At 49.5% G+C, this 24,471-nt stretch carries 23 protein-coding genes and 2 tRNA genes; 6 read left to right on the top strand and 19 right to left on the bottom strand.

Going from position 1 to position 24,471, the window contains the following annotated elements:
* Positions 1 to 389 precede the first annotated feature (389 nt).
* Complete coding sequence (locus tag DW091_RS01575; RefSeq protein WP_118517230.1) at positions 390 to 1,274, bottom strand: DegV family protein; 885 nt, start codon at positions 1,272 to 1,274, stop codon at positions 390 to 392.
* A gap of 271 nt (positions 1,275 to 1,545) precedes the next feature.
* On the opposite strand from DW091_RS01575, the gene DW091_RS01570 reads away from it, so the two are divergent.
* A complete protein-coding gene (locus DW091_RS01570) occupies positions 1,546 to 2,001 on the top strand; it encodes a GNAT family N-acetyltransferase (protein ID WP_118517229.1) in 456 nt (151 codons plus the stop codon).
* Between the two features lie 522 nt (positions 2,002 to 2,523).
* Here DW091_RS01570 and tuf read toward each other — a convergent pair.
* From tuf to DW091_RS01510, 12 genes are all read right to left on the bottom strand, one after another.
* On the bottom strand, positions 2,524 to 3,717 hold the full coding sequence (tuf, locus tag DW091_RS01565) for an elongation factor Tu (RefSeq protein WP_058693315.1): 1,194 nt from the start codon (positions 3,715 to 3,717) through the stop codon (positions 2,524 to 2,526).
* A 210-nt stretch (positions 3,718 to 3,927) separates the two neighbouring features.
* Positions 3,928 to 4,128, bottom strand: a complete 201-nt coding sequence (locus DW091_RS01560) for a cold-shock protein (RefSeq protein ID WP_038352544.1) — start codon at positions 4,126 to 4,128, stop codon at positions 3,928 to 3,930.
* Between the two features lie 598 nt (positions 4,129 to 4,726).
* Positions 4,727 to 5,968: an InlB B-repeat-containing protein gene (locus tag DW091_RS01555; RefSeq protein ID WP_118517228.1), complete on the bottom strand. Its 1,242-nt coding sequence runs from the start codon at positions 5,966 to 5,968 to the stop codon at positions 4,727 to 4,729.
* Positions 5,969 to 6,342: 374 nt separating this feature from the next.
* Positions 6,343 to 6,418, bottom strand: a tRNA-Thr gene (locus DW091_RS01550).
* Positions 6,419 to 6,569: 151 nt separating this feature from the next.
* Positions 6,570 to 6,654, bottom strand: a tRNA-Tyr gene (locus tag DW091_RS01545).
* Positions 6,655 to 6,854: 200 nt separating this feature from the next.
* Positions 6,855 to 7,430, bottom strand: coding sequence for a sigma-70 family RNA polymerase sigma factor (locus DW091_RS01540; RefSeq protein WP_074617941.1), 576 nt, complete (start codon positions 7,428 to 7,430; stop codon positions 6,855 to 6,857).
* On the bottom strand, positions 7,430 to 7,960 hold the full coding sequence (locus DW091_RS01535) for an NYN domain-containing protein (protein WP_096918656.1): 531 nt from the start codon (positions 7,958 to 7,960) through the stop codon (positions 7,430 to 7,432). Before DW091_RS01535 ends, DW091_RS01540 begins: the two co-directional genes overlap by 1 nt.
* A gap of 59 nt (positions 7,961 to 8,019) precedes the next feature.
* On the bottom strand, positions 8,020 to 8,871 hold the full coding sequence (gene rlmB / locus DW091_RS01530; RefSeq protein WP_096918655.1) for a 23S rRNA (guanosine(2251)-2'-O)-methyltransferase RlmB: 852 nt from the start codon (positions 8,869 to 8,871) through the stop codon (positions 8,020 to 8,022).
* A 161-nt stretch (positions 8,872 to 9,032) separates the two neighbouring features.
* Positions 9,033 to 10,199: a class I SAM-dependent RNA methyltransferase gene (locus DW091_RS01525; protein WP_074617943.1), complete on the bottom strand. Its 1,167-nt coding sequence runs from the start codon at positions 10,197 to 10,199 to the stop codon at positions 9,033 to 9,035.
* Positions 10,200 to 10,275: 76 nt separating this feature from the next.
* A complete protein-coding gene (hisS, locus tag DW091_RS01520; RefSeq protein WP_224168721.1) occupies positions 10,276 to 11,520 on the bottom strand; it encodes a histidine--tRNA ligase in 1,245 nt (414 codons plus the stop codon).
* A gap of 3 nt (positions 11,521 to 11,523) precedes the next feature.
* Positions 11,524 to 12,750 carry a tyrosine--tRNA ligase gene (tyrS, locus tag DW091_RS01515; RefSeq protein WP_096918653.1) on the bottom strand — a complete coding sequence of 409 codons (1,227 nt, stop codon included), beginning with the start codon at positions 12,748 to 12,750 and terminating at the stop codon, positions 11,524 to 11,526.
* Positions 12,751 to 12,785: 35 nt separating this feature from the next.
* Positions 12,786 to 14,033, bottom strand: a complete 1,248-nt coding sequence (locus DW091_RS01510) for an AI-2E family transporter (RefSeq protein WP_058693406.1) — start codon at positions 14,031 to 14,033, stop codon at positions 12,786 to 12,788.
* A gap of 240 nt (positions 14,034 to 14,273) precedes the next feature.
* Here DW091_RS01510 and lspA point away from each other — a divergent pair, with 240 nt between their 5' ends.
* Positions 14,274 to 15,032, top strand: coding sequence for a signal peptidase II (lspA, locus tag DW091_RS01505; protein ID WP_074617944.1), 759 nt, complete (start codon positions 14,274 to 14,276; stop codon positions 15,030 to 15,032).
* A gap of 75 nt (positions 15,033 to 15,107) precedes the next feature.
* Here lspA and DW091_RS01500 read toward each other — a convergent pair whose 3' ends face one another.
* Together DW091_RS01500 and ispE are read right to left on the bottom strand one after the other, a co-directional pair.
* Positions 15,108 to 15,788 (bottom strand): GntR family transcriptional regulator, encoded by a 681-nt coding sequence (locus tag DW091_RS01500; protein ID WP_058693404.1) that lies wholly within the window; start codon positions 15,786 to 15,788, stop codon positions 15,108 to 15,110.
* A 14-nt stretch (positions 15,789 to 15,802) separates the two neighbouring features.
* Entirely contained in the window at positions 15,803 to 16,654 is an 852-nt protein-coding gene (ispE, locus tag DW091_RS01495) for a 4-(cytidine 5'-diphospho)-2-C-methyl-D-erythritol kinase (protein WP_058693403.1), read from the bottom strand.
* A 181-nt stretch (positions 16,655 to 16,835) separates the two neighbouring features.
* On the opposite strand from ispE, the gene DW091_RS01490 reads away from it, so the two are divergent.
* The 4 genes from DW091_RS01490 to DW091_RS01475 are packed head-to-tail and all read left to right on the top strand — an operon-like array spanning position 16,836 to position 19,459.
* Entirely contained in the window at positions 16,836 to 17,486 is a 651-nt protein-coding gene (locus tag DW091_RS01490) for an HAD family phosphatase (RefSeq protein WP_058693402.1), read from the top strand.
* 14 nt (positions 17,487 to 17,500) lie between these two features.
* Positions 17,501 to 18,178 carry a uracil-DNA glycosylase gene (locus DW091_RS01485; RefSeq protein WP_058693401.1) on the top strand — a complete coding sequence of 226 codons (678 nt, stop codon included), beginning with the start codon at positions 17,501 to 17,503 and terminating at the stop codon, positions 18,176 to 18,178.
* A 14-nt stretch (positions 18,179 to 18,192) separates the two neighbouring features.
* Positions 18,193 to 18,732, top strand: coding sequence for a phosphatase PAP2 family protein (locus DW091_RS01480; protein WP_118517227.1), 540 nt, complete (start codon positions 18,193 to 18,195; stop codon positions 18,730 to 18,732).
* Positions 18,719 to 19,459 carry a GH25 family lysozyme gene (locus tag DW091_RS01475; protein ID WP_118517226.1) on the top strand — a complete coding sequence of 247 codons (741 nt, stop codon included), beginning with the start codon at positions 18,719 to 18,721 and terminating at the stop codon, positions 19,457 to 19,459. Before DW091_RS01480 ends, DW091_RS01475 begins: the two co-directional genes overlap by 14 nt.
* Positions 19,460 to 19,491: 32 nt before the next feature.
* On the opposite strand, the gene DW091_RS01470 is transcribed toward DW091_RS01475, so the two are convergent.
* From DW091_RS01470 to DW091_RS01455, 4 genes are all read right to left on the bottom strand, one after another.
* Positions 19,492 to 21,267: a VWA domain-containing protein gene (locus DW091_RS01470; RefSeq protein WP_118517225.1), complete on the bottom strand. Its 1,776-nt coding sequence runs from the start codon at positions 21,265 to 21,267 to the stop codon at positions 19,492 to 19,494.
* A gap of 41 nt (positions 21,268 to 21,308) precedes the next feature.
* On the bottom strand, positions 21,309 to 22,223 hold the full coding sequence (locus tag DW091_RS01465; RefSeq protein ID WP_074617949.1) for a MoxR family ATPase: 915 nt from the start codon (positions 22,221 to 22,223) through the stop codon (positions 21,309 to 21,311).
* A gap of 39 nt (positions 22,224 to 22,262) precedes the next feature.
* Positions 22,263 to 24,002 (bottom strand): hypothetical protein, encoded by a 1,740-nt coding sequence (locus DW091_RS01460; RefSeq protein WP_118517224.1) that lies wholly within the window; start codon positions 24,000 to 24,002, stop codon positions 22,263 to 22,265.
* A 146-nt stretch (positions 24,003 to 24,148) separates the two neighbouring features.
* Positions 24,149 to 24,415 carry a hypothetical protein gene (locus tag DW091_RS01455; protein WP_058693395.1) on the bottom strand — a complete coding sequence of 89 codons (267 nt, stop codon included), beginning with the start codon at positions 24,413 to 24,415 and terminating at the stop codon, positions 24,149 to 24,151.
* Between the last annotated feature and the right edge of the window lie 56 nt (positions 24,416 to 24,471).

The following is a 24,471-nucleotide window of genomic DNA, read 5'->3' as shown; positions in this document are numbered from 1 at the left end:
TACCTAAGGAAGGAAAAAGCGGCCTGCGGCCACTGCGCCTCACAACCATATCTTCCTCGCTAAAGCCGACCTTTTATCTCACCAGTGTCCGGCTGTTCCGATCAAGCGGCACGATTTCCGGCCGTTTTCCACAGCGCCTGGTCCTTTTTTCTTATCTGGATAAAAGGCGCAGTCTCGGGCTACGCCACAACCTTGACGTGTCTGGGTCCCTCTTAGGTTGCTACCGCTTCGCAGTAGCACCGAGAGCGCCAGTCGCACTTGCTCCCGGCTTGCGCCAAAGGGTACGGCGCGTTTCAGACCGTACCGCTAGGCTCAAGAGACAAAGCCTTTTTTCCTTATCTGGATAAAAGGCGCAGTCTCGAACCGCGCCGCATCCTCACAAAAAATCCCTACAGGCAATCCCTCAAAATCACCTCAGGCCGTTCATCCCAGAAATAAGCGCCGATGCCCCGCAGGCCGAGGTGCGCGGCCAGCACGGTGCCGATGGGCACTGGCGCTGTGTCCGGCATCCCCGCCATCTTCAGCTTATTCTGCAGTGACACAATAAGCTCCTGGCATTCCATCGGGTCGGCATAGGCAATGCCAATGGTCTGGTCCCTGTAGTCACCGATCTTGTCAAGCACCTTCTCCACCAGCGCCGCCACTGCCTTCTTATCGCCGCGCACCTTGCCGATGATGTTGAGCTCACCCTGATCCACATAGACCACTGGACGGATTTTCAGAAAATCACCCACCACAGCGACCCCCTTAGACACACGGCCGCCCTTGTTCAGCCACTTCAGATCCTGTACCGAAAAATAAAACTGGGCATGGGTTTTCAGCTTCTCCGCCGCGTCCGCCAGCAGCGGCAGATCCGCCCCGGCGTCCAGCAGGCGGATCAGCTCCATGGCGATGAGGCCGACACTGCCGCCGCTCTGCAGGCTGTCCACCACAATACACCTGAAATCCGGGTAGGCCTCCTGCACCTCGCGCAGAATCATCCGCCCAGTCTGGCAGCTGCCAGACAGCTTGGAGGTAAACGCCAGGTACAGCACCTCGTCGCCTGCCTCGGCATAAGCCTCAAAACGTTTTTTAAAATCGCCGGGGCTCACCTGTGAGGTGCCGGGCATAATGCCCTGACGCATATAGGCATGAATTTCCTCCAGATTTATCTCCACCTTATCCCGGTAGGCGCGCTCCTCCACAATCACATTGAGCGGTATCATATCCACCTTCGGATGCTTCTGAAAAGCCTCCGGCATATCACACATACTGTCAATTAAAAGTCGAACCATTCCTGTTTCCTCAATCTGTTTTCATTTTTTAACCTTTAAATCATACCATTTTCTTCTCATGCTTTCAACACCCTCGGTGCTTCTCTCCGGCCAAAAACGCGCCCGGTTATGTGTGTTATATGCGTTATGACTTTCTCACACCCGCAACCCCTCTGCCCATGCGGGTTTCGGTCCATTCTCATAACGCACAGCCCGCTTTTTGATTTTTGCGTTATGAACTGCCCGGGTGCTGTGATATAATAAAAACACCTTATCATCAAAGGAGATCACCATGTTTTCAAATTTAACTCTGCGAAAAATCATCGCCTACGGCTCTGAGGATTACGACCAGGCGCTGGCTCTCCGAGACAGCCTGCTGCGCAGGCCCCTGGGGCTGAGCCTCTATGACGAGGACCTGAGCGGCGAAAAAGATGCTTATCATCTCGGCATTTTCAAAGGCCCGGCGCTGGCCGCAGTGCTGGTGCTCATCCCAAAGGACAGCGCCACGCTCCAGATGCGCCAGGTAGCTGTTTCCCAGCCGCTGCAGGGACAGCACCTCGGCGCAAAGCTCGTCGCCTTTGCCGAAAGCTTCGCCGCCACCCAGGGCTTTACCCGCATCGTCCTCAACGCCAGGCAGACTGCTGAAGCCTTTTACCACAAGCAGGGCTACACGACGGTGAGTGAGCCCTTCGTGGAGCTGGGGATTGGGCATGTTAAAATGGAGAAGGATTTGTCAATGGAGAATTGAGAATGGAGAATTATCGTGGAAACACCGGCGGAAAGATCGTTGACAGTGGATCGTGAATAGTGGATAGTGGATAGTTTTGGTGGAAACACCGGCTTTGCCGGGTTTCTTTTTTTTTGGCGTCGGCCATTTTTATCTGGTTTTCAGTGTAGCGTCCGCAGCTGAAATTTTAATTCAAACTACAAAAAAGCCTCCCGAAATCCCGAAAACTGTTTTTAAACAGCGAATTCGGGATTTCGGGAGGATTTTTAAGTTGCGGACGTAAAATCAAGCCAGCCACGACACTGCCATCGCCCTCCATCAAACGCAGCCAAAGGCTGCCGTTTGCTCCACAACTATCCATTATCCACTATCAACGATCAACTAAAAAAGGATCAGACTCGCAAAAAGCCTGATCCTCTAAATTCTATTCTCTTTTTAAATTGGTTTACAAATTATTTCAAAAATCCTGTTCATCCTTTCGGATGATTTTTCTTTCGGATGATTTTTGAAAAATTTGCATTTGCTTCGTTGCCGGACTCAGCGTCAGTCTGTAATAATCTTAGCAACGGCACCGGAACCTACGGTACGGCCACCTTCACGGATCGCGAAACGTAAACCTTCTTCGATCGCGATTGGGGTGATCAGGGTGATTTCCATTTCAACGTTATCCCCTGGCATGACCATTTCGACGCCTTCTGGTAATTTGATATTACCGGTTACGTCGGTTGTTCTGAAGTAGAACTGTGGTCTGTAGCCATCGAAGAATGGGGTATGGCGGCCGCCTTCTTCTTTGGTCAGAACGTATACCTGGGCGGTGAAGTGGGTGTGTGGGTGGATGGAGCCTGGTTTCGCCAGTACCTGTCCACGTTCGATCATGGTACGGTCGATCCCACGTAACAGGGCGCCGATGTTGTCGCCGGAGCGGCCTTCATCTAACAGCTTACGGAACATTTCAATCCCGGTTACAACGGTCTTTTTGATTTCGTGAATCCCGACGATTTCGACTTCGTCCCCGACGTGTACCACGCCACGTTCGACTCTACCGGTTGCGACGGTACCACGGCCGGTGATGGAGAAGACGTCTTCTACTGGCATTAAGAATGGTTTGTCGGTGTCGCGTTCGGGTTCTGGAATGTATGCGTCTACTTCTTTCATCAGTTCGACGATTTTGTCGCCCCATTCGCCGTCTGGATCTTCTAAGGCTTTTAAAGCGGAGCCAATCACGATTGGTGTGTCGTCTCCTGGGAATTCGTATTCGTCTAACAGTTCTCGAACTTCCATTTCGACCAGTTCTAATAATTCTTCATCGTCAACCATGTCGGCTTTGTTTAAGAATACGATGATGTATGGTACGCCTACCTGACGGCTTAACAGGATGTGTTCACGGGTCTGTGGCATTGGGCCGTCTGCTGCGGATACGACTAAGATCGCGCCGTCCATCTGGGCTGCGCCGGTGATCATGTTTTTAACGTAGTCGGCATGGCCTGGGCAGTCGACGTGTGCGTAGTGGCGGGCGTCGGTTTCATATTCGACGTGGGCGGTTGAGATGGTGATCCCACGTTCTCTTTCTTCTGGTGCTTTATCGATGTTGTCGAAGGCTACCGCTTCACCGGTTCCGAAACGTTTGTTTAATACGGTGGTGATTGCTGCGGTTAATGTGGTTTTACCGTGGTCTACGTGACCGATGGTACCAATGTTAACATGTGGTTTGGATCTTTCAAATTTTTCTTTAGCCATTTTGTTATCTCCTTAAAGATTATAAATTAATTTAAATAGATACGATTTGATGCGCGCCGTTTTTTCCATATTCCGGACGGCTTCACTCAGCATATTATACAATAGCATCCGGGGGGTTTCAAGCTTTTTTGTTCCAAAACTTAAATAAAATTGGGATAAAAAAAATAAGCCGGAAGCATCCGGCTTAAAATTTGATCAATCGGTGGCAGACTACGCCAGGCAGACGTTCTTAGCCTGCAGGCCGCGCGGGCCCTGTTCGGTGTCAAAGGTTACCTTGTCGCCGTCATTTAAGGTCTTGAAGCCATCGCCAACGATGGATGAGAAGTGTACGAATACGTCGTCGCCGTCTTCTCTTGAGATGAAACCAAAACCTTTATCGCCATTAAACCATTTAACTGTACCATTATTCATTGTGGTACCTCCTAGAAACTGTATTATATTCGCAATCGTAAAATAAAAAAACACATATTTTTGCAAACCCTCTTGTCACCAAGCTTACATTGAACTTAAGTAGACAAAAACGACTTGCAAAAATATGTGAAATCAATTGATACTCTCTTAAATACACTCCTAGTATAACCGACCCGACACTCCTTGTCAAATCGCCTTAAGAAAATACGGTTTTCCTTAAGAAACGAAGCCCCGGCCGTCTGGGCCAGGGCTTCGCGAGAGAAAATTGGGAGAGTGAATTGTTCGTTAAAATAAGAGGTCTGTGTGTTCGAAAATATATATACCCGCCGGCCGCCTTTTTTAAACACCGCCAGACACTGTCCCCCAATCTTTTTATCCCTGACCGCAGATCTCCACGCACGCCTCAGTACGGAGGGTGGTCACTATGTGCTTGGCGTTGGCCTGGAACATAATTCTGTTTATTATCCGCCATCATTCTTTTCTTCTAAAAATTACAGTTCGTTTCGGCAATCGTCTCGATTGTTCTGTTCGAAAAAATGATCAAAAATTTCTTGCCGTCCGGCGAGAGGCTCCGGCCACTTTTGTGCGCTTTTTGCTTTTATCTTTTATTTTTCAACGTAACCAGTATCCCTAAAGAAATGACGCCCAACACTGCCAGAACGCCTAAAAAGTAATTGCCTTCATTACCGGTTGATGGGTTCTTGCTTGAGAGACTTGTTTTGTCCTGGCTATTTCCAGAGCCATTCTGGCTGACTCCTGCCGCCTCATTGCCGTCTCCGGCATGATTGTTTTCTTCTTCGCTCCACGACGCCCACAGCGTTGTATTGCCGGTCACCACATCCTGGTCAAAATTCCAGTAAACGGGATTGCCCTCGGCGTCTAAATGACTGTACCATCCCTTGAAAACATAGCCATCTCTTGCCGGATTATCCGGTTTATCTGTAATTTTGCCGCCTTCTGGCACCGTTGCTTTAAACCAGTCGCTGTACTCCGTCCCATTTTCCGGGTCGAACACGACAAGGTATGCTTTGTTCCACACGGCCCACAACGTCATGTTTTCTTCCCCGACCGGGTTGTTAAAATCCCAAAGCAGGGGCTTGTCATTTTCGTCATATGCGTACGCCCATCCCCCAAAGATGTACCCTTCGCGCTGGGGATCGGCGGGGATGTCTGTAACTTTGTCGCCAGGCTTGACGACGGTTTTATAAAAATCTGGATACGTGGTCTTTCCGTCATCCGGGTCAAAGGCGACGATGGTGCCATTTGCCCAGGCTGCCCATAATGTGGTGTTCTCAGTTACAACGTCGTTCTCAAAGTTCCATAAAATCGGGCTGCCCGCGCCGTCATACGCGTATGCCCATCCTTCAAAAATAAAGCCGTCCTTCTGAGGTTCGGCGGGTTTATCTGTTATTTTTCCGCCTGCCGGAACGGTTACCTTATACCAGTCATTATAGCCTGTTCCATCCTCCGGGTCAAAGACGACCTGATAGGCTTCTCCCCAGACGGCCCACAGTGTGGTGTTCTCAGTTACAACGTCGTTCTCAAAGTTCCATAAAATCGGGCTGCCCGCGCCGTCATACGCGTATGCCCATCCTTCAAAAATAAAGCCGTCCTTCTGAGGGTCGGCGGGTTTATCTGTTATTTTTCCGCCTGCCAGAACGGTTACCTTGTACCACTCGTTATATCCACTCCCGTCATCCGGGTCAAAGATGACCTGATAAGTGGCCGGGTTGTCCTCAGCGGCGTGAACTGCTGTAAAAGGCGAAAAGCTTAAAAGCAGAACCAGACAGGCCAGCAGATAGAGCAGCCCGCTTTTTTTAGTGCAATTTCTTTGTTTCATTTAATTTCTCCTTTGGAAAATATCATTAAAAATGCCGGAGCATTCATAATCACAAGCATTCGGAAAATATTCTTTTCTAATAATGGCACTTAAATAATACTGCCTTTTGTCTGTATCTGCAATTCCCAAAAAAACTTATCACGCCAAAAATGTGACACGTGTGTGCTTTTTTCTGAAAGGCCATCCCACACTTTTAGTTTGTGTCTTTATACCCGTTTGGTAATAAATCAACCCATAGAAGCTCATCAAAAATAATAAAGATCTGCCTCGTTCCCGGTGTGTCATCACGCCCGAAAACAAAAAAGCCGCCAAAATAGGCGGCGCATGAGCTGAAACATAAAAAACGGCTGTGTAAGCCGTTCATTCTCATTCTATGGAGCCCTTGTCCGGATTCGAACCGGAGACCCCCACCTTACCATGGTGGTGCTCTACCTGCTGAGCTACAAGGGCATGTTATTTTTTTAAGTTTTGATAATTGTTTCAGTTCGCTCACAGAATTGCCACGATTTGTCTTGATTCGTCTTTCAGACGAAACAAATCGATCAATTCTGCGAAAGCGATTCACACCAATCTTTTCCACAAAGATTGGGTTCTCTGCTTTTGGTGGGGAGAGATGGATTCGAACCATCGTAGACTCAGTCAACGGATTTACAGTCCGCCCCCTTTAGCCACTCGGGCATCTCCCCATGTAAGGCTCACAAATGCTTCGAAAATTTTATAACCTTTCAGGAGAATTTCCGTATCATTTGCGTTTGTCTCGTTACCGCACGCCCGCTAACGCTCTATGCGTGCTGCCAAATTCGCTTTGCGAATTCGGACTCAACATCGACAGCTTCTATATGATACTCTATTCTGATAGGATAGTCAAGCCCTTTTATTAAAATTTTTAGATTTTTTTTCGAATCCGCTGGATCGCGTTGTCCACAGCCTTTTTTGACCGGCCGATCTTATCGCTGATCTCCTGGTGGGACGCGCCCTTCAGGTAATAATAGAGTACCTGCTTTTCCAGCTCTGAGAGCTCGCTCTTAGCCACCTGGCTGAAATGCTCCACAGCCTCGCGGGTCACCAGCTCCTCATTGGGGTCCAGCGCCGCGGTGGAGGCCACCAGATCCAGCAGCGTGGTCTCCGGGTCGTCCTCTGAAACGGGTGAGTAGAGTGAGACCGTATCGCCCATTGGGCTGTGCTTCGGCCGCTTCGCCTTTGTGACCACACTTTTGATCCGGTTTTCCACACACAGTCCGGCAAAGGTTTTAAAGCTTGTGCCGCGGTCCTCGCGGTAGTCCCAGATAGCGCCCAGCAGTGCAATCATGCCCTCCTGGATCAAATCCTCCTGGTCGCCGCCGATATAGTAAAAGGGCCGGGCCTTCTGCGTCACCACACAGCGGTATTTTTCTACAATGGCCACCACTGCTTCCTTATCACCACTCTGGGCTTTTTTCACAAGTTCCAGATCCTTGTCCATCAATCCTCCACATTTCCTTTTCTCAGTTCTTTCATAACCGCCAGCACCTCGTCGTCCATGTAGTCCTCCAGCTTGTTGCGGGTATCGCTCTCGGTTCTGCGGTACTGCTTCCTGACCTGCTTCGCGCTCTCACGCATGGCCTGGATCAGCTCGCGGGACGGGACCCGCTCCCCGCCGCCCGCCAGCACCACACGCTGAAGCGTATAGTCTGAGGTAACCACCTTGACCGTGTAGGGCTTAGGCAGGCTGAATACCAGCTTTTCAATATAGGTATCCGCGGTTTTATTCTTCTCGGTAAAAACCACCTTGATACGGCCGCGTATTTCCTCGCGCCGCGGGCCGCTTTCCTGAGAGTAGGCGTCAAAAACCAAAACCGTTTCATAGCCCATCAGCCCGCTGTAGCTGTTTAACTGCTCAATCAGATCCTCACGGGCCTCCTCCAGGCTGAATTCTGTCAGCCCTTCCATCTCTGCCCAGTGATGGATCACGTTGTAGCCATCGACAATCAGATAGGTTTTTATTTTTGACACCTCCCTTCATCCTGTACGGTTCCGCGCCCTGCTGCGGTACGGTCCGAAACAGACCGTACCTACTGGTGGCGCTGTCTGGCCGCCTCGCTCAGGATAATGGCCGCCGCGGCAGACGCGTTAAAAGAATCAATGTCGCCGTAAAGCGGAATCGAAACGCTGTAATCGCACTGTTTTTTCACATTGGGACTGATCCCCTTGCCCTCGTTGCCGATGATGATGGCCAGCTTGCCCTTAAAATCGTTTTTGTAATAAGGCGCCCCGTCCATATCCGCCGCCATAATCCAGAAGCCCTTTGCCTTCAGATCATCAATACACTGTGTCAGGTTGCCGACCTTGACAATGGGGGTATGGGCCACCGCGCCTGAGGACGCCTTGACCGATACGGCCGTCAGGCCCGCTGACCGGCGCTTTGGAATAATGACGCCGTGAACCCCGCAGAGGTTGGCGCTTCTGATAATCGCGCCCAAATTATGCGGATCCGTCAGGTGGTCTAAGATCACCACAAGGGGTTCCTCGCCCCTGGCGGCAGCTTTTGCCAGCACATCCTCCATGCTGCTGTAGGGAAAGGGCGCCATCATTGCTGCCACGCCCTGGTGCGGCTGTCCGTCCGCCAGGCCCTCCAGCTTGATTTTTTCCACACTCTGGACCACAATGCCCCGCTTGCGCGCCTTTTCGGCAATCGTGCCCAGCACATGGTCCTTATTGTCCTTGAGGATCAGAAGCTTATCGATCTGCTGTTCTGAGCGAAGGGCTTCCATCACCGGGTTTTTGCCGACAATCACAAAGCTGTCATCCCCGTCATCGTCCTGTCTGCGCGCGTCACGCCGCTTCAGGTCCGCCCGGTGATAGCTTTCCTTTTTCTGTTCCCGTCCACGGTCGTTCCGTGGCTTTTTACGATCATTCTTTTTCATTTTATACCTGCTTATTTTTATTTTATTTTAACATTGAATCATTAAATAAAGATTATTTAAAATTTAGTGGATAGTGGAGACTTATCAACTATAAAATCACCTTTCGTTCTATCCCTGCCGCTTCCTATCAGCTTTACCCAAACGCCCACGGCCGGTAAATATTACCGGTCGTCCGCTTCCCCATCACGCCGCTTTCTGGGCGGCAGTGGGCCGAAATACTGGTAGAAATAAGTTTTGATGGTGCTGTTGTAGAGCTTGCGGTTTTTTGTGGCTTTTTTGCCAAAATAACGCTCAAATTCCGGATAGCCCGTGATAATAAAGTAGGACCAGTCCTCCAGCCCGGAAAATGCCTCACCCATATCGCGGTAGAGCGCCTGAATTTCCTTTTCCTGCCCGATACGTTCGCCATAAGGCGGGTTGGTGACAATGACCCCGTAACGCCTTTTAGTCGCCACAGACTGAACCGGCAGCTTCTGAAAAGCCACATAATTGGTGACGCCAGCCAGCTCTGCGTTGATACGCGCCTGCTTCAGAGCTGCCGGGTCAATATCCGACCCCAGAAGGCGGAATTCACGGTCATTGACAGCCGCCTTGGCGTTTTCCCGCGCTTCCTCCCACAATTTCGCCGGTATGGCCGGCCATTCTTCAGAAACAAAGCTCCGTTTCAAACCCGGCGCAATGTTTTTTCCCATCAGAGCCGCCTCAATGACAATGGTTCCAGAGCCGCAAAGCGGGTCGAGAAAGACGCGGTGTGGCTGCCAGCGCGACAGATAAACCAGAGCCGCTGCGATGGTTTCCTTGAGCGGAGCCTCATTACCGTACTGCCTGTAGCCGCGCTTGTGCAGACCAGAGCCGCTGGTGTCAATGGAGAGAACCACTTCGTCCTTTAAAATCTGGATATGGATGGGATAGTGTCCCTCCGTCTCTTCGAACCAGCCCACGCCATAGACTTTTTTCAACCGCTCAACCACCGCCTTCTTCACGATCCGCTGTCCGTCCGATTTGCTGAACAGCTTGGATTTTACGCTGGTGATCTTGGCCGCGGGAAAGACCCCTTTTACCGGAATCCAGTCCTCCCAGGGCAGCGCCTTTGTTTTTTCAAAGAGCGTATCAAAGGTTTCTGCCCGAAACTGCCCCATTTTCAGCAGAACCCGGTCTGCGCACCGCAGCCATAAATTGGACGCCACAATGGCAGAAAGAGGGCCGGTGTAGTAAACCCGCCCGTTTTCAACCGCCTCGATTTCATATCCCAGGCGTTTAATTTCATCCTTTACCACGCTCTCCAGCCCAAAGGCCGTCGTTGCGATCAGATGTACTTGTCTGTTCATAATTTTCCTTACTGTTTATTTATTTTTTCGCATTAAAACTGAGAAGGGCGTGTGCTAAAGCCACGCCCTTGAACTGCTAAAATGCTTTTATTTCTTCGTCTCTGCCAAAAACCATAAATCCGCCGTATCCCTTGCCTTCATAATAATTGATCTGCTTGCCGAATTTCTTCTTCATGGCGACCAGATTCACGGTGTAGCCGTCCGCCCTCAGCTTGTCGGCACAGGGAATGACCTCCGTCATAGCGTCCTTACCCGCGTCATAGAACAGCAGAATCCGTTTGTTTTCAGACGCTTTATCTGCCTGTTCCTCCAAAAGAATGTTGACGATCCGTTCAAAGCCGATGGAAAAACCAACCGCCGGAACCGAATTTTTAGCATACTTGCCGATCATGTTGTCATAGCGCCCGCCGCCGGCAATGGAAAAACCATACGGTCCATAGCTGACTTCAAAAATCTGGCCGGTATAATACCCCATGCCGCGGATCAGCGTAAAGTCAAAGACGACGTGATACCTGCCGCCAGACAAAGCGTTGCTGGTTTCAATGACCCTTTTCAGATCAGCCACAGCCTCGGGCTCATCGACCTTGCTGCCGATGTTGTCCAGCGTAATGGTAGCCGCCTCGTCCACGAAAGCACCCACCATTGCCGCATCATAGCCCTTTTCGATAAGCTCCTTTTTCACACCGTCCGCCCCGATCTTATCCGCCTTGTCCAGGGAAATGCAGACCGAGCCTGCATCCTCTTCCTTAAAGCCCGCCTTTGCGATAAAGGCGTTCAGCAGCTTGCGGTCATTCACCTTGATGGTGAAGCCCTCAAAGCCGATGGCCATGAGCGCTTTGGAGGTCGTGTTGATCAGTTCCATCTCAGCCGATACGGTAGGATCACCGATAATATCAATGTCGCACTGCTTAAAGGAACGGTAACGCCCCTTCTGCGGGCGCTCCGCCCGAAACACATTGCCAATCTGGATGGCTTTAAAAGGCGTTTCCAGCTCACCGGCATTGTTTGAGTAAAAACGGCTCAGCGGCAGGGTCAAATCAAAACGCAGGCCCATATCGCAGAGATCCGACACAGTGCTTCCCTCATGTACCTTAAGCTTGTCACCGCGTTTTAAAACCGTGAAGAGCATCTTCAGGTTTTCGCCGCCGTCGCTGCCGAGCAGCAAATCGATATTTTCAAGGGCCGGCGTTTCAATCCGCGAGAACCCATGACTTCTGTAAATTGCCAGGATCTGCTGTTCTAGCTGATCCCGGATAAGCATTTCCCGGGGCAGAATATCGCGCGCGCCCCGCACTGGATTTGAACTAATCAATTCGGTCACCTCTTATACTAATTTAATCTGACGATAGACTTTCTTGCCCTTTTTAACAATGATGGCGTCATCCTTGAAATCGGCCGGCGTGATAAGCGCCTTGATGTCTGTAATTTTATTGCCGTCCACTTCAATACCGCCCTGCTGTACCAGTCTGCGGCCTTCGCTTCTGGTTGGGATCAGGCCAGCCGCATCCAGCAGTGTCAGGATTTCCATACCGTCGCCCAGCGCATCCCTTGACAGATCCACGCTCGGGATATCGTCGGTTTTTACGCCGCCCGCAAATAAGGCTCTCGAGGCTTCCTGTGCCTTGTCCGCATCCTCTTTGCTGTGAACCATGGCGGTAACCTCATAGGCCAGGATTTCCTTGGCTTTGTTGATTTCAGAACCCTCCAGGGAGCCCAGACGGTGAACCTCATCCATGGGCAGGAAGGTGAGCATGGCCAGACATTTTTCAACGTCAGCGTCTGCCACATTCCGCCAGTACTGGTAGAACTCGTAGGGTGAGGTTTTTTCAGGATCAAGCCACAGCGCGCCTTTGGCGGTTTTACCCATTTTAATGCCCTCGCTGGTGGTCAGCAGAGAGAAGGTCATACCATACACGGTTTGGGCGTCCTTGCGGCGTACAAGCTCGGCCCCGGCGATGATATTGGACCACTGGTCGTTACCGCCAAACTGCATTTTGCAGCCGTAGTTTTTGTGCAGCACATAGAAATCATAGGCCTGCAGCAGCATGTAGTTAAACTCGAGGAAGGTCAGCCCCTTTTCCATTCTGGACTTGTAGCATTCTGCGGTCAACATCCGGTTGACAGAGAAGTGAGCGCCCACATCTCTTAAGAAGCTGATATAGTTTAATGGCAGAAGCCATTCCGCGTTGTTGACCATCATGGCACGGTCATCCTCAAAGGTCAGGAATTTTTCAAAGACCTTTTTAAATTTTTCGCCGTTTTCAGCAATCCGTTCCTGGGTCATGACCTGACGCAGATCCTGTCTGCCGGAAGGGTCCCCGATCATGGTGGTGCCGCCGCCGATCAGGGCAATGGGTCTGTGCCCGTAGCGCTGCATGTGCGCCATCACCATAATCTGAATAAAATGGCCGACGTGCAGGCTGTCTGCTGTCGGGTCAAAGCCAATATAAAAGGTGACCGATTCGCTGCCCAATAATTTACGGATTTCTTCCTCATTGGTACACTGCTCGATCATACCGCGTTCTTTTAGTACGTCAAATACATTTTCCATTTGTCTATCTATCCTTTCAAAAGTGTTTTATTTCTCTATAAAAGATCCTTCATATTTTCATTAATTTTATCCGTAACCTCTTCCTGAACCGTCGTCTTACGCCGCTCCCACCGGACCAGCGCCTCGGTGACAAACACCTTGATGACCGCAAAAAACGGAATGGCCACAAACATGCCGAGCGGTCCGAAAAGGCTTCCGCCCACCATGACGCAGAACAGTACCCAGAAGGGGTTCAGCTCCACGATTTTTCCCAGCACGTTTGGTCCCAGCACATTGCCGTCAAACTGCTGAACGATGAGAATCCAGATCGCCACCCCGAGAGCCTTTGCCGGGCTGTACAACAATGTCAGGAAAATACCTGGGATAGCCCCGATAATCGGGCCAAAATAAGGGATAACATTGGTCACACCCACCACCAGCGCGATGAGCGGCGCGTATTCCACCCGCAGCACCAGAAGCCCAATGTAGCAGATAAGCCCGATTAAGGCCGAGGTCATGATTTTACCAGAGAAGTATTTATAAAAAACACCGTCAATGGTACGGATGGCCCAGTTAAAACCGCTGTTGGCCTTTGGGCTCAGGATTGTCCGGTTCAGCCGTTTCAGCTGGCGCTCAATATTTTCCTTGTCCAGCATCAGGTAGAAGCCGGAGAAAAAGACTGCCACAAAACCGATTAAAAAGCTGGTGGTTCCCTTGGCAAAGCCAACGGCAATGTTTCCAATCTGCTTAACCGATTCGGAGTTGAAATTCATATTGCCAAAAATAAAATCCATGGTATCCTTGGCGTTCAGGTTCTGGACCGAAGACAGGTCCAGCTGTATCATGTCCACCAAATCCTTAAAGAAACCGCCGCGGTGTGACAGGTTTATCAGAAAAGTATTGATTTCCGCCGCATAGGTGGGTATACTGCTCACTAAACCGAGCACACTGTCAATAATGGCCGGTATCGAGATATACATGAACAGGATCACCACGATCATCGTGATGATATAGACGACCAAAACTGCCAGAAGCCTGACGAGTTTTGGTTTTTTCTCACTTCCTTTAATGTACTTAAAGGCTTTCTTCTCAATCCACCGCATGGGGCGGAACAAAAAGTAGGCCAGCACTGCCCCCATAATAATGGGCAGCAGAATTTCAAAGGCTGATCCAACCACATTGCTGATCGCTGAGAGAATAAAGCCGAGATTGTCGAGTATCTTATAAAACAGAATAATGGTAATGACGCCTAAAACCGCATAGGTATAGTATTTCAAATACTGCTTATCAAATTTAATGCGCATTCCCTGCACCTCCTGTCTTAAAAAATAGATTAACAACCTCCATCTTACCATTTTAAGAGAAAAAATTAAACAATTTTCTAAGAAATCTTTGAAAAATTTCAAATTATCATGTATACTTGAACAATGATAAAACAAACAAGGCAGTTAACACTGAATTTATAAAATTCCGGACCAAGATAAAAAGCGATCCCCAGGCATTGCCGCTCCGTTTTTTATCGGCGGCCCTTTTAAGGAGCATCCATGTTATTTTATATATTATTCATCATTGGAGGAATCGTTGTTGACCAGCTAACCAAATATCTGGCCGTTACATTTTTGTCGCCCGTCACCACTGTCCCAGTCATTCCCCATGTTTTTCACCTGACCTACGTGGAGAATACCGGCGCTGCTTTCAGTATCTTTGCCGGGAAGCAGATCTTCCTGATCCTTCTCACCCTGATTTTTATTATCGTGCTGGTCTACTTCTTTGTCATCATGCCAAAGACCAAGCGGTATTTTGACGTCAATCTGGCGCTGTCTATGATCATCAGCGGCGCCGTCGGTAATCTGATCGACCGTATCCGCCTGAACTATGTGATCGACTTTTTCGACGTCCGCCTCATTGGCTTTGCCATTTTTAACATTGCTGATATTTTTGTTGTCGTCGGGTGTATCCTGATGGTGATCGCCATTTTCAGAAACAAGGAGCTGCTCAACAACCCGCCGAGTCTGGCTAAAAAAAAACGACAGCGGGCCGCGCAGACATTAAAAAAACCCAAGACCAGCGCAGAAGCCGATAACACGGCAGCAGAGCACAAGACCGAAGAAGTCCAGGGGCTGAACAAGGACGTGCTCTCAAAGCGAAAGCCGCGAAAACGCCGCCGGAATCTGGAGCCAGAGGTCAAGACAAAAATCGAAAAGCTGCCCGAGCATTACAGCTCCATCGATTTTGAGCCCGGGCCGCCGCCGGAAGAGCCGGAATTCCTCCAGCACAGAAAGAAAAAAGATTCCGAGGATTAATCCACAGATTAAAACACCTCCTGAAACGCCAGATTCTGGTTTTTCGGGAGGTGTTTTTTTAGTGGACTGTCCATTCTATTCCAGCACAGCCACCATATCTTTTTCCGTGATCTGGATATGAGCTCCAGCCGCTTCACTGGCTTCTGCGCAGCGGTGGCCTGCAATATTGTCAATAATCTTCTGATGCTGGCCGATCAGCGGCGTCTTGTCCTCAATGTGATGAACATATTCCACACGGACACGCTGCATCTGCTCTCTGAGAGAGTTGATCATCTGGATCAGGCGTTCGTTTCCTGTTGCGCGGTAAATCGTTTCATGAAACGCAATATCGTAGTTGATAATGCCTTCTTCATCATTTTTAAGGGCAGACTCCTCAAAGCCTCGGTTGCTTTCCTCCAGCTTTTTGATATCCTCCTCTGTCGCGTTCTTAGCTGCCAGCTCAGCGGACAGGGCTTCCAGAGCGCGTCGGATTTCCATCATATCCCGGAGATCGTCGATGGACATGGGCGTAACATAAGCGCCCTTTCTCGGCACCATTTTTACAAGCCCCTCCAGCTCCAGCTTACGGATCGACTCACGCACTGGCGTACGGCTGACGCCCAGCTGTTCTGCCAGCTGTACTTCCATCAGGCGCTGTCCCGGCTTCAGGTCTCCGTTGATAATAGCGTTTCTAATGGTTTCAAACACGATTTCTCTCAGCGGCTTACACGAGCTCACATCAAGGGTTAATTTAATTTTTTCTTTTTCTGCTTCCATGTTCTTTGTATCCTCTATTCTATTTCTGTTAAAAATGTTAATAAATCATTCCGTCTAAAAGCCTCACAGGCCTTTTCTGCCGTGGCATTGTCCAAAAAGTAACCGATCACCGTTGAACCGCTGCCACTCATAATGGACGCGAAAGCGCCAGATTCCAGCATTTTTGCTTTCATCTCACCAATTTCTGGATAATCCTGGAAAACAACCTGCTCAAAGGCATTGCCCACAGTGCTGCCAAGGGCCGCATAATCCTCTGTCTCTACCAGCTGGATGACTCGATCGATGTCCGGATGCACCACATGCTCCGCACTGTCCAAACGGCCAAAAGCCCAGGGTGTCGCAATGTTTATCTCAGGCTTTACCACCAGCACTGGCAGCTTTCTAAGAGGCTTCACCGGCTTAATGATCTCACCGATCCCTTCTACCAAGGCCATTCCCTTATAACAGCAATATGGAATATCCGCGCCGATGGTGCTGCCAAAAGCAAGCATCTCCTCAAGGCTCAGGTTCAGCTCCCAGATCAGGTTCAGTCCCAAAATGGCCGCCGCCGCGTCAGCACTGCCGCCGGCCAGCCCTGCCTCACTTGGAATGTTCTTTTTAATGTCGATATGGACACCCCGGTCGATGCCGAAACGGGCCCGTAGCTTTTCAGCCACCCGATAGACCAGATTGCGCTCATCGGTCGGGATTTTAGGATCACTGCAGGAAATACAGATTCCCTGGCCGCTGTTTTTAAACACAAGTGTATCCGACAAAGCCACCGAATGGTTCACCATGCGCATCTCATGATAGCCGTCAGGACGTTTGCCGGTAACGTCCAAAGAAAGGTTTACCTTTGCGGGCGCCCGCACTACATATTCTTTCATACATCCATCCTTCTCATTTATACTCTGAGCACATTGTATACATTATAACACAAGACAAAGTAAATTCAACTGGTATCTTTAAGTTTGTCTAAAAATTATCAGTAAGTTTAAATGCAATTTCATGTATTTCTTTAAGCAAATAGTGTATAATTAGGGATACTTTAATTAAGGGAGCATCTAAATGAAAAACATAGAGGATTACAAGGCTGTCATCTTCGATTTTGACGGTACCCTTGTAGATTCAATGGGGCTGTGGCACAGCATTGACCACATTTATCTGGAGCGCCATCACAAGGTCTGTCCTGAAACCCTGCCCTATGAGATTGCCGGTAAAAGCTTTACCGAGACCGCAGAATATTTTAAGGAGCGCTTCGAGCTCGAGGACTCCATCGAAGACATCAAAGCCGAATGGGTGGCGATGTCCCACGAAGAATATTTAAACCACGTACACTTTAAGCCCGGAGCCCTGCGGCTGATCCGCGATTTACACAGCCGGCGCCAGCGCATTGCCATCGCGACCTCCAACAACCGGGAGACCACCGAAGCTTTTCTGCAAAAGCACAATGTGCTGAGCTACTTTGACATTCTCTGCTTCACCACCGAGGTCGGAGCGGGAAAACCCAACCCGGCAGTTTTTAACCAGGCGGCACAGCTGCTGTCCCTGACGGCAAATAACTGTCTTGTCTTCGAGGATACGCTGGAGGGGATTCAGGCCGCCAAGGCCGCTGGCATGGATGTGATCGCCGTGGCGGATTTATGGCAGGGCGACCATCTGGTCAAAATCAAGAATCTGGCCGATGGCTTCATTCAGGATTTTACAGATTTAGAATAGAAAGGAAGGCTCCGATGTCCATCAACTTTCAAAATGACTGGGAGGATACCCTCCAAAAAGAATTTCAACAGGAATACTACCAGAAGCTGCGGCGCTTCTTGCTTCACGAGTATAAAACACAGACCGTGTACCCGGATATGTATGACATTTTTAACGCATTTCACTTCACGGCCTACTCAGATACCAAGGTCTGCATCATCGGCCAGGACCCTTACCATGGCAGAGGACAGGCCCATGGCCTTTCCTTTTCTGTAAAGCCAGAGGTGGCTGTACCGCCGTCGCTTCAGAATATTTACAAAGAACTGTACGACGATCTGGGCTGCTCGATCCCCAGCCACGGCTATCTGAAAAAATGGACCGACGAAGGCGTTTTGCTGCTCAACGCAGTGCTCACCGTGCGGGCAGGCCAGCCAGCCTCCCACAGAGGCATGGGCTGGGAGCAGTTCACAGACCATGTCATCGAAATGCTGAACAAACGCGAGGACCCCATCGTCTTTATTCTGTGGGGCGCTTTTGCGCAGTCCAAAATCCCAATGATCACCAATCCGGCCCATCATATTATAAAATCGCCCCATCCCAGCCCTTTCTCGGCCGCCCGCGGTTTCTTTGGCAGCCGGCCGTTTTCAAAAACCAACGCCTTTCTCGAAAGCATTGGCAAAAAACCGGTTGACTGGCAGATCGATCCCCTTTAGAAACGAGGTTCATCTTGGATTTAACAATTTTACTCTGGATTCAGGCACATATGCGCTGCGATGTGCTTGATTTTATTTTCAGCCTTATCACAAAGCTCGGCAATGCCGGCGTTGTCTGGATACTGCTTACCCTTTTGCTGCTCATCCGCAGAGATACCCGCTATACAGGTCTGGTCATGGCCATCGCGTTCATCCTGTCGGCGGCAGTGGTTAATCTTGGTATAAAACCCCTCATCAGTCGGCCTCGTCCCTTTCAGGTCCACCCCATCGAGCTTGCCATCGCCGCGCCTTACGGAACCTCCTTTCCATCCGGCCACAGCGCCACTTCCTTTTCGGCTGCCTGGGCCTACTTTATCACAAGAAAAAACCGGCTTCGCTGGGGACTTTTAGCGCTGGCTGCTGCCATTGCTTTCTCACGCCTGTACCTCTTTGTCCATTTTCCAACAGATGTGCTGGCTGGTATCATCATTGGCATTATCCTGAGCTATCCCGCAAAGCTCATAGCTGACAGGCTCGTAAAAAATGGTAGGTGGGGAATCCATGCTAATCCGTAAAAAAATATCTCCGTTGATTATCGTTATCCTGATCCTGATCACAGGCGCCTTTCTGCTCTATCACTGGGGCATCCTGCAGTTTAACCATCCTGACGCCGAGACCTACCCCGTGCAGGGCGTTGATGTCTCCACCTATCAGGGCGCCATCGACTGGCCAGTTCTGGCCGACAATGGCCTGACCTTTGCCTTTATCAAGGCTACCGAAGGCAGCAGCTTTCAGGATGAGAACTTCAAATACAACTGGGAAAACGCCGGAAAAACCCATCTTAAGGTCGGCGCTTATCACTTTTTCAGCTATGAAACCAGCGGCGCCACCCAGGCAGAAAATTATATCAAAACCGTTCCTGTCAAGGACGATGCGCTGCCGCCTGTGGTGGACATTGAATTTTACGGCAGCTACACTCGTTATACCGCGCCGGATAAAGAAACCACCCGCAGGGAGCTGACAGAGCTTTTAAACCGCCTGGAAAGCCATTATGGCAAGCGGCCCATCATCTACACCTCTACCAAGCCCTACGCCACCTACATCGCCGATTATTACAATGATTATCCCATCTGGATCCGGAATTTCTACGCCTGTCCCATCCTTTCGGACCACCGGCAATGGACCTTCTGGCAATACTCAGATAAAGGCTCTCTCTCCGGATATACAGGTTATGCGCCCAACATCGACCTCAATGTTTACCGCGGCAGCTATGATGAGTTCATGGCTCAGTTCGGATACTAAAAAAGCTGTTACCCTATCGGCAACAGCTTTTTTTAATTGGTGATAACCTGTTTCAGGTATTTGATAACCAGATCCGCAAAGCGGTTAATATCTTTTATATAGGCAAAATCCTTGCCGTAAATCAGCTTCTCAGCCGGCAGGTCTCTTTCCTTGCCAGTGAAGACGCCAAGCACCATAATCCCCTGCTGGCGTGCCCTGCGCACCTCGACGGCCGTATCCCTCACAGCGGTGGCACCGCGGTAGGCCTCCTCGAGCGTCTGGCTCTGCCCTTTCCCCACTTTGATATCATTGGGCCGCCCGTCGCTTAAGACAATAAGAATTTTATTATCCTCTGGACGGCTTTTCAATTCCTCAACCACTGCCTTGATGGCTAAACCATCCCGGTTATTGCCTGTGCAGTAATACTCAAAAATATTTTCATTGGCCCTCAGATTTGACTCATAATCACGGTAGCGTTTCAGGATCGTGTAATCCAGAAAGCTGTTAAACCCCATAACGCGGTTAGGGATGCCGTTCAGGGTCAGTGCCTGGGCCAGCACATAGGCCTGGCTGGCCACCAGCGCCTGGTTGCGCCGCTGTGATCCACTGGAGTCAATGAGAATATCCACCACGTAGCTTCCCTTGTCATTATCCAGCGTGCGCACAAACACCTTCGTGTTACTGCTGCGCCCGACCCGCCACAGCTTGTTGGGCACAAGCATCCCCTGGTCTGACGGTATCTCATCCTTAAATTCTTCCTGAACCAGCGTCCGGGCAATACTGTCCCGCAGCTTATGGATATTGCGCTTGTGGATGCGCTTGTTCACACCATAGGCCAGCGTATTTTTTACCTTATGCCGCCCAACCAGGTTTTTCTGGAATCCGTTGTCACAATTACTGCGGATCACCCCATCCGTCAGATGAATCCTGCAGTTTTCATGCACATCGCGGCATACCCTGTTCTGCAGCCTCCGGACCTCTGGCGTTGAGAGATAGGTCTTACCAAAATGATAGGAGACCTTTTCATAGATTTTATCCAGGTCCTCTGCCTTGATACGGAGAACCCGATTATCTTTAACATCACTGTTAAACCCACTGCCCTCGCCATTATCACCCAGAAGAGATTCGGCGATTTCATCCAGGCTTTCATCCAGCTGCATTTCTTCTTCAAGCGCGTCATCATAGAATTCTTCCATCATAAAATCGTTGAAGTCACTCGGCTCCACATCGCTGCGGCGTTCCTCCCCGATAACCTCCCCATCCTCTGAGTAGACATAAATGGGAAAATACCGGATATAGACAGCTTCGACGCCCTTCAGCATATCAATGGTGTCCTCGCAGCCGCTGAGGGATTTGATTTCCTTGATCAGACCGTTTGTCGCCACATCCATCCTGGGCATTTTACCAACCTTTTCCAAAACCAAAGCGTGTCTTGCCTTTTCAAGGAGGTTATCGGTATGCATCTTGAAATAATCGGTCAGAATGTCATCATAGGCTTTTTTCCGAATATCATAGATTCCCGGCCGTTCTTCCATAAGCTTTTCCTCTACCAGCACATCTGTAGCCATCTGGATCAGCCCCAGGAGTATATCCTTGTCCAGCCCTGCCTTTACCCGGCTGATGATAAAACGCTTCACTGCGTCCCAATTGATGTATTTACGCCGTCCCCCTGCTGTGATCCCCTGGTATAGGGCTACATCTTTGGAGATAAAGCTTTTTTCACCAGCGTCCATATTCTCATCGTAATTGCCGGAAATCGTCCACATCAGATTTGTCACGCGGTTATCGAAATCCAGGTCGTCATAAACCCATTTTGCCGGTTCTGCCATTTTCATCCCTCCTTTCTTCTGTGATGCTGCTTGTCTGAGCTTTAAAAAATATCCTCAGCCTTCCAGTCCTCCCGGATACGCGTCCGGATAACATCGTAGACAATTTCTTTTTCATACTGGTCAAAGGTTTTCCCGATAACGCCCATATTGATGGCAAGCATTGGACGCAAGCCCCTGCGTATGGTGCGGAGACTGCCCATGATTCCGCGAAGATCCACCGATTTGGTTGAGATTTCAGAGTTCATGGCCTTTTCCTGTAAATCCAGGAAAATACCGGCAAACTGCTTCAGCATATCCTGCTTGGCGTCTGGAAATTCATCGGCTAAGATAACCATCAGGGTTTCTTCATCAATCTGAGGAATATCAATGGTCATAAAACGGGAAACCAGAGCTTCATTCAGCTCTTTAGTCCCGGCGTATTCATAGTTCATGGTTCCGATAAAGCGGGTGGCAGGATTCAGGCTGATCTTTTCATAGCCTGGCACATCAATGACCTTACGGTAGTCGAGCGCGGAGTGCAGAACGACCAGCGCGTCATTTTTAGCCATATTGATTTCATCAAAGACGCCGAACCCGCCGTTCACCGCACATTCATAAACCGACCCGCGGCGCAGGCGGACCTCATTGTCAATAAACGTATCTGTTCCGATCAGGCTGGTGCTGTCCGTATTGACATGGAAAGATGTATTCCACTGGGGTCTGCCGAAAAGCTCGCACAGGTTATCGGCCAGGACATTTTTCCCGGTCGCCTTTGGGCCGGAAAGCAGGATATTTTCACCCTCAAGAATCGCGGTGATGCACATTGCCCAGATGTCTCTGCCATAAAAGATGGTCTCTGATTCAGGCACACGGTCTGCCAGATCTGCCTCAACCGGGTACTCTTGTCTAAAACGCTTTACATCGTCAATCAATTTTTCACTGATGCCCTGTTCTAAAAGTTTGTTATAAAGTTCCAATTCAATCTCCTTTTGTCTTTTCTCATCATTTATTTTTCTCTACCGCGTGATAATACGCTTGAGATAGGTTGTAACAATATCCGCAAAATGCTTAACATCCCGGGTATAGATAAAGTCCTTTCCGTAGATCAGTTTTTCGGCCTTAAGCTCCTGTTCATTCCCGGTGAAAACACCCAGGACTGATATTCCACGCTGTCTGGCAATGCGTACCTCCTTGGCCGTGTCGCCTACAGCAAGACCTCCGGTATAGGCTTTTTCCCCCCTGAATGGATTTTTATTTCCCTTGCGCTCCAGGTGCATGTCATTGGGCTTACCGTCACTCAGTATAATGAGAATCTTATTCTCCTCATCCCTTGTATAAAGTCCATCACAAATCCCTTTGATGGCCAGGCCATCCCGGTTGCTTCCCTCACAATAATATTCAAAAATATTCTCAGTCTCCCTCAGGGGATCATCATAATTTCTAAAACGCTTGAGGACCGTAAAATCCAGAAAGCAGTTAAAACCACTGACCCGGCAGGGTATTCCCGCCTCGATCAAAGCCCGGGCAATGATGTATGCCTGAATCGCAACTAAGGCCTCCCGTCCCTTTTGGGAGGTACTGCCGTCCAGCAAAAGGTCGACCACGTAGCCGCCCTTATCATTGCTTTCAAAACGCCTGAATATCCTGGAACAGGGTGTTCTGCCCACACGCCATACCTTGGCCGCATCGATATCTCCTGAATCGCTGGCAACCGGATAGCGGGCTCTCTCCGCGACCAGTGTGCGGATCAAAGCATCGCGAAGGCGTTTGATCGTTCTGGCGTACACCCTCAGGTTTGCCTGGTAAGCATCCTGGTTTCTTTTCAGATCCTTTTCGGCATATTTTCTCTGAAACTCACCATCACACTCACTCCGCAGGACTCCCTCCGTATAGTGGAGCCTGCAGTCTCGGTGAACACCCTTGCAGAGCCGGCTCTGAAGCTGCTTGACCTGGTAGGACTCCAAGTATGAGCTGCCGCAGTAATGCGCCACCTGCTTATGCATATTATCAATCTGTTCCTGATCAAGATAAACCACATCTGCTTCTGCGATATTTCCAGACATTTCCTTTTGGTCACTGTTTACCTGGAGCGATTCGCGGCTCATCATCGCTGAAATAACACTATCGACAAAATCCTCTGTGTTAATATCCTTTTCTTTATCCTGGTGCAGAACCACATTCCAATCGAGAGGCCTTGTATCCCTTAATCCCTGCCACTCAATATAGACGGCGTCTACTCCTTCAAGGAGCTCTGCTGTTGTCTCTGAGCTTCTCAGTCTCAGTAAACGCTCTGCCAGCTGCTGGGCTTCTTCTCTAACCGAAGGAGCAGCACCCGCCAGTGTCTCAAAGATGGCAAATTCCACCTGATCGAGTATCTTATTGGAATCTGGCGCTTCCATCAATGCAATCATCTCTGAACAGGCTTCGTTCTGAATATCCGAAATTCCTGGTCTTTCTCCAACCAGACGGTCTATGACCATCGGGTTAGCCGCATGAAGAATCAGCAGCTGGAGCCGGTCACGTTTAAATCCCTGGCGTCTCCGCCAGCCAACATAGGTGTCAACCAGCTGCCAATCTATAAAGCGACGGCGGCCACCTGCTGTAATGCCATAATAAAGCGCAATATTTTTAGAAAGATTGGTTTTTTCCGCTGTGCTCATCTGCTCCTTATAATCCCCGCAGATGGTCCACATCAGGTTCGTTACACGGTTATCAAACTCAAAGTCATCATATTCCCAATGTAAATTTTCCCCCATTATTTTTTCCTCGATGTTCTTTTATAATATCCCCAGTTTATCACTTATTCTTTAAATTCGCTACCCTATGAACGGGTAAAATAATGCTATTCTATTTTAACACACTAGCCAAACAAATGCTGTTGCAAAAAACACAAAACCGACATTTAACAATGCCGGTTCTCGTTTTTAATCTGTTCATTATGATATTTTTTCAGCATGACCGTTCCCGCAAGAGAACCGCTCCCCGCCAGAAACAGAATGGTGCTTGTCCCCACTCTTTCCGCAATTCCAGTATTTGGATTTTCTGTACTGGTTTGGACTGCTTCCTGCACTGGACTGTTATCTTCTTTTGCCATGACCAATACCTGAGGACTAAAAGCCAGGCAAAATAAAAGTATTGCTATAATGATTGAATGATTTATTTTTTTCATGATAAGACTCCTCATATTCTATAAGTATTTAGTTAATACCCTATTGGCAAAATTTG

This window comes from Eubacterium sp. AM05-23 (assembly GCF_003477535.1).
GTDB lineage: Bacteria > Bacillota > Clostridia > Eubacteriales > Eubacteriaceae > Eubacterium > Eubacterium maltosivorans.
Note: the sequence above shows the minus strand (reverse complement) of the source record. Positions and strands in the feature narration are given on the sequence as shown.

Coding starts and splice junctions, on each gene's coding strand:
- DW091_RS01555 (WP_118517228.1), bottom strand. CDS start 5,968: ATGAAACAAAGAAATTGCACTAAAAAAAGCGGGCTGCTCTATCTGCTG.
- DW091_RS01510 (WP_058693406.1), bottom strand. CDS start 14,033: ATGCGCATTAAATTTGATAAGCAGTATTTGAAATACTATACCTATGCG.
- tyrS (WP_096918653.1), bottom strand. CDS start 12,750: ATGGAAAATGTATTTGACGTACTAAAAGAACGCGGTATGATCGAGCAG.
- lspA (WP_074617944.1), top strand. CDS start 14,274: ATGTTATTTTATATATTATTCATCATTGGAGGAATCGTTGTTGACCAG.
- ispE (WP_058693403.1), bottom strand. CDS start 16,654: ATGAAAGAATATGTAGTGCGGGCGCCCGCAAAGGTAAACCTTTCTTTG.
- DW091_RS01455 (WP_058693395.1), bottom strand. CDS start 24,415: ATGAAAAAAATAAATCATTCAATCATTATAGCAATACTTTTATTTTGC.
- DW091_RS01570 (WP_118517229.1), top strand. CDS start 1,546: ATGTTTTCAAATTTAACTCTGCGAAAAATCATCGCCTACGGCTCTGAG.
- rlmB (WP_096918655.1), bottom strand. CDS start 8,871: ATGAAAAAGAATGATCGTAAAAAGCCACGGAACGACCGTGGACGGGAA.
- DW091_RS01485 (WP_058693401.1), top strand. CDS start 17,501: ATGTCCATCAACTTTCAAAATGACTGGGAGGATACCCTCCAAAAAGAA.
- DW091_RS01470 (WP_118517225.1), bottom strand. CDS start 21,267: ATGGCAGAACCGGCAAAATGGGTTTATGACGACCTGGATTTCGATAAC.
- DW091_RS01560 (WP_038352544.1), bottom strand. CDS start 4,128: ATGAATAATGGTACAGTTAAATGGTTTAATGGCGATAAAGGTTTTGGT.
- DW091_RS01475 (WP_118517226.1), top strand. CDS start 18,719: ATGCTAATCCGTAAAAAAATATCTCCGTTGATTATCGTTATCCTGATC.
- DW091_RS01525 (WP_074617943.1), bottom strand. CDS start 10,199: ATGAACAGACAAGTACATCTGATCGCAACGACGGCCTTTGGGCTGGAG.
- DW091_RS01490 (WP_058693402.1), top strand. CDS start 16,836: ATGAAAAACATAGAGGATTACAAGGCTGTCATCTTCGATTTTGACGGT.
- tuf (WP_058693315.1), bottom strand. CDS start 3,717: ATGGCTAAAGAAAAATTTGAAAGATCCAAACCACATGTTAACATTGGT.
- DW091_RS01500 (WP_058693404.1), bottom strand. CDS start 15,788: ATGGAAGCAGAAAAAGAAAAAATTAAATTAACCCTTGATGTGAGCTCG.
- DW091_RS01460 (WP_118517224.1), bottom strand. CDS start 24,002: ATGGGGGAAAATTTACATTGGGAATATGATGACTTTGAGTTTGATAAC.
- DW091_RS01540 (WP_074617941.1), bottom strand. CDS start 7,430: ATGGACAAGGATCTGGAACTTGTGAAAAAAGCCCAGAGTGGTGATAAG.
- DW091_RS01575 (WP_118517230.1), bottom strand. CDS start 1,274: ATGGTTCGACTTTTAATTGACAGTATGTGTGATATGCCGGAGGCTTTT.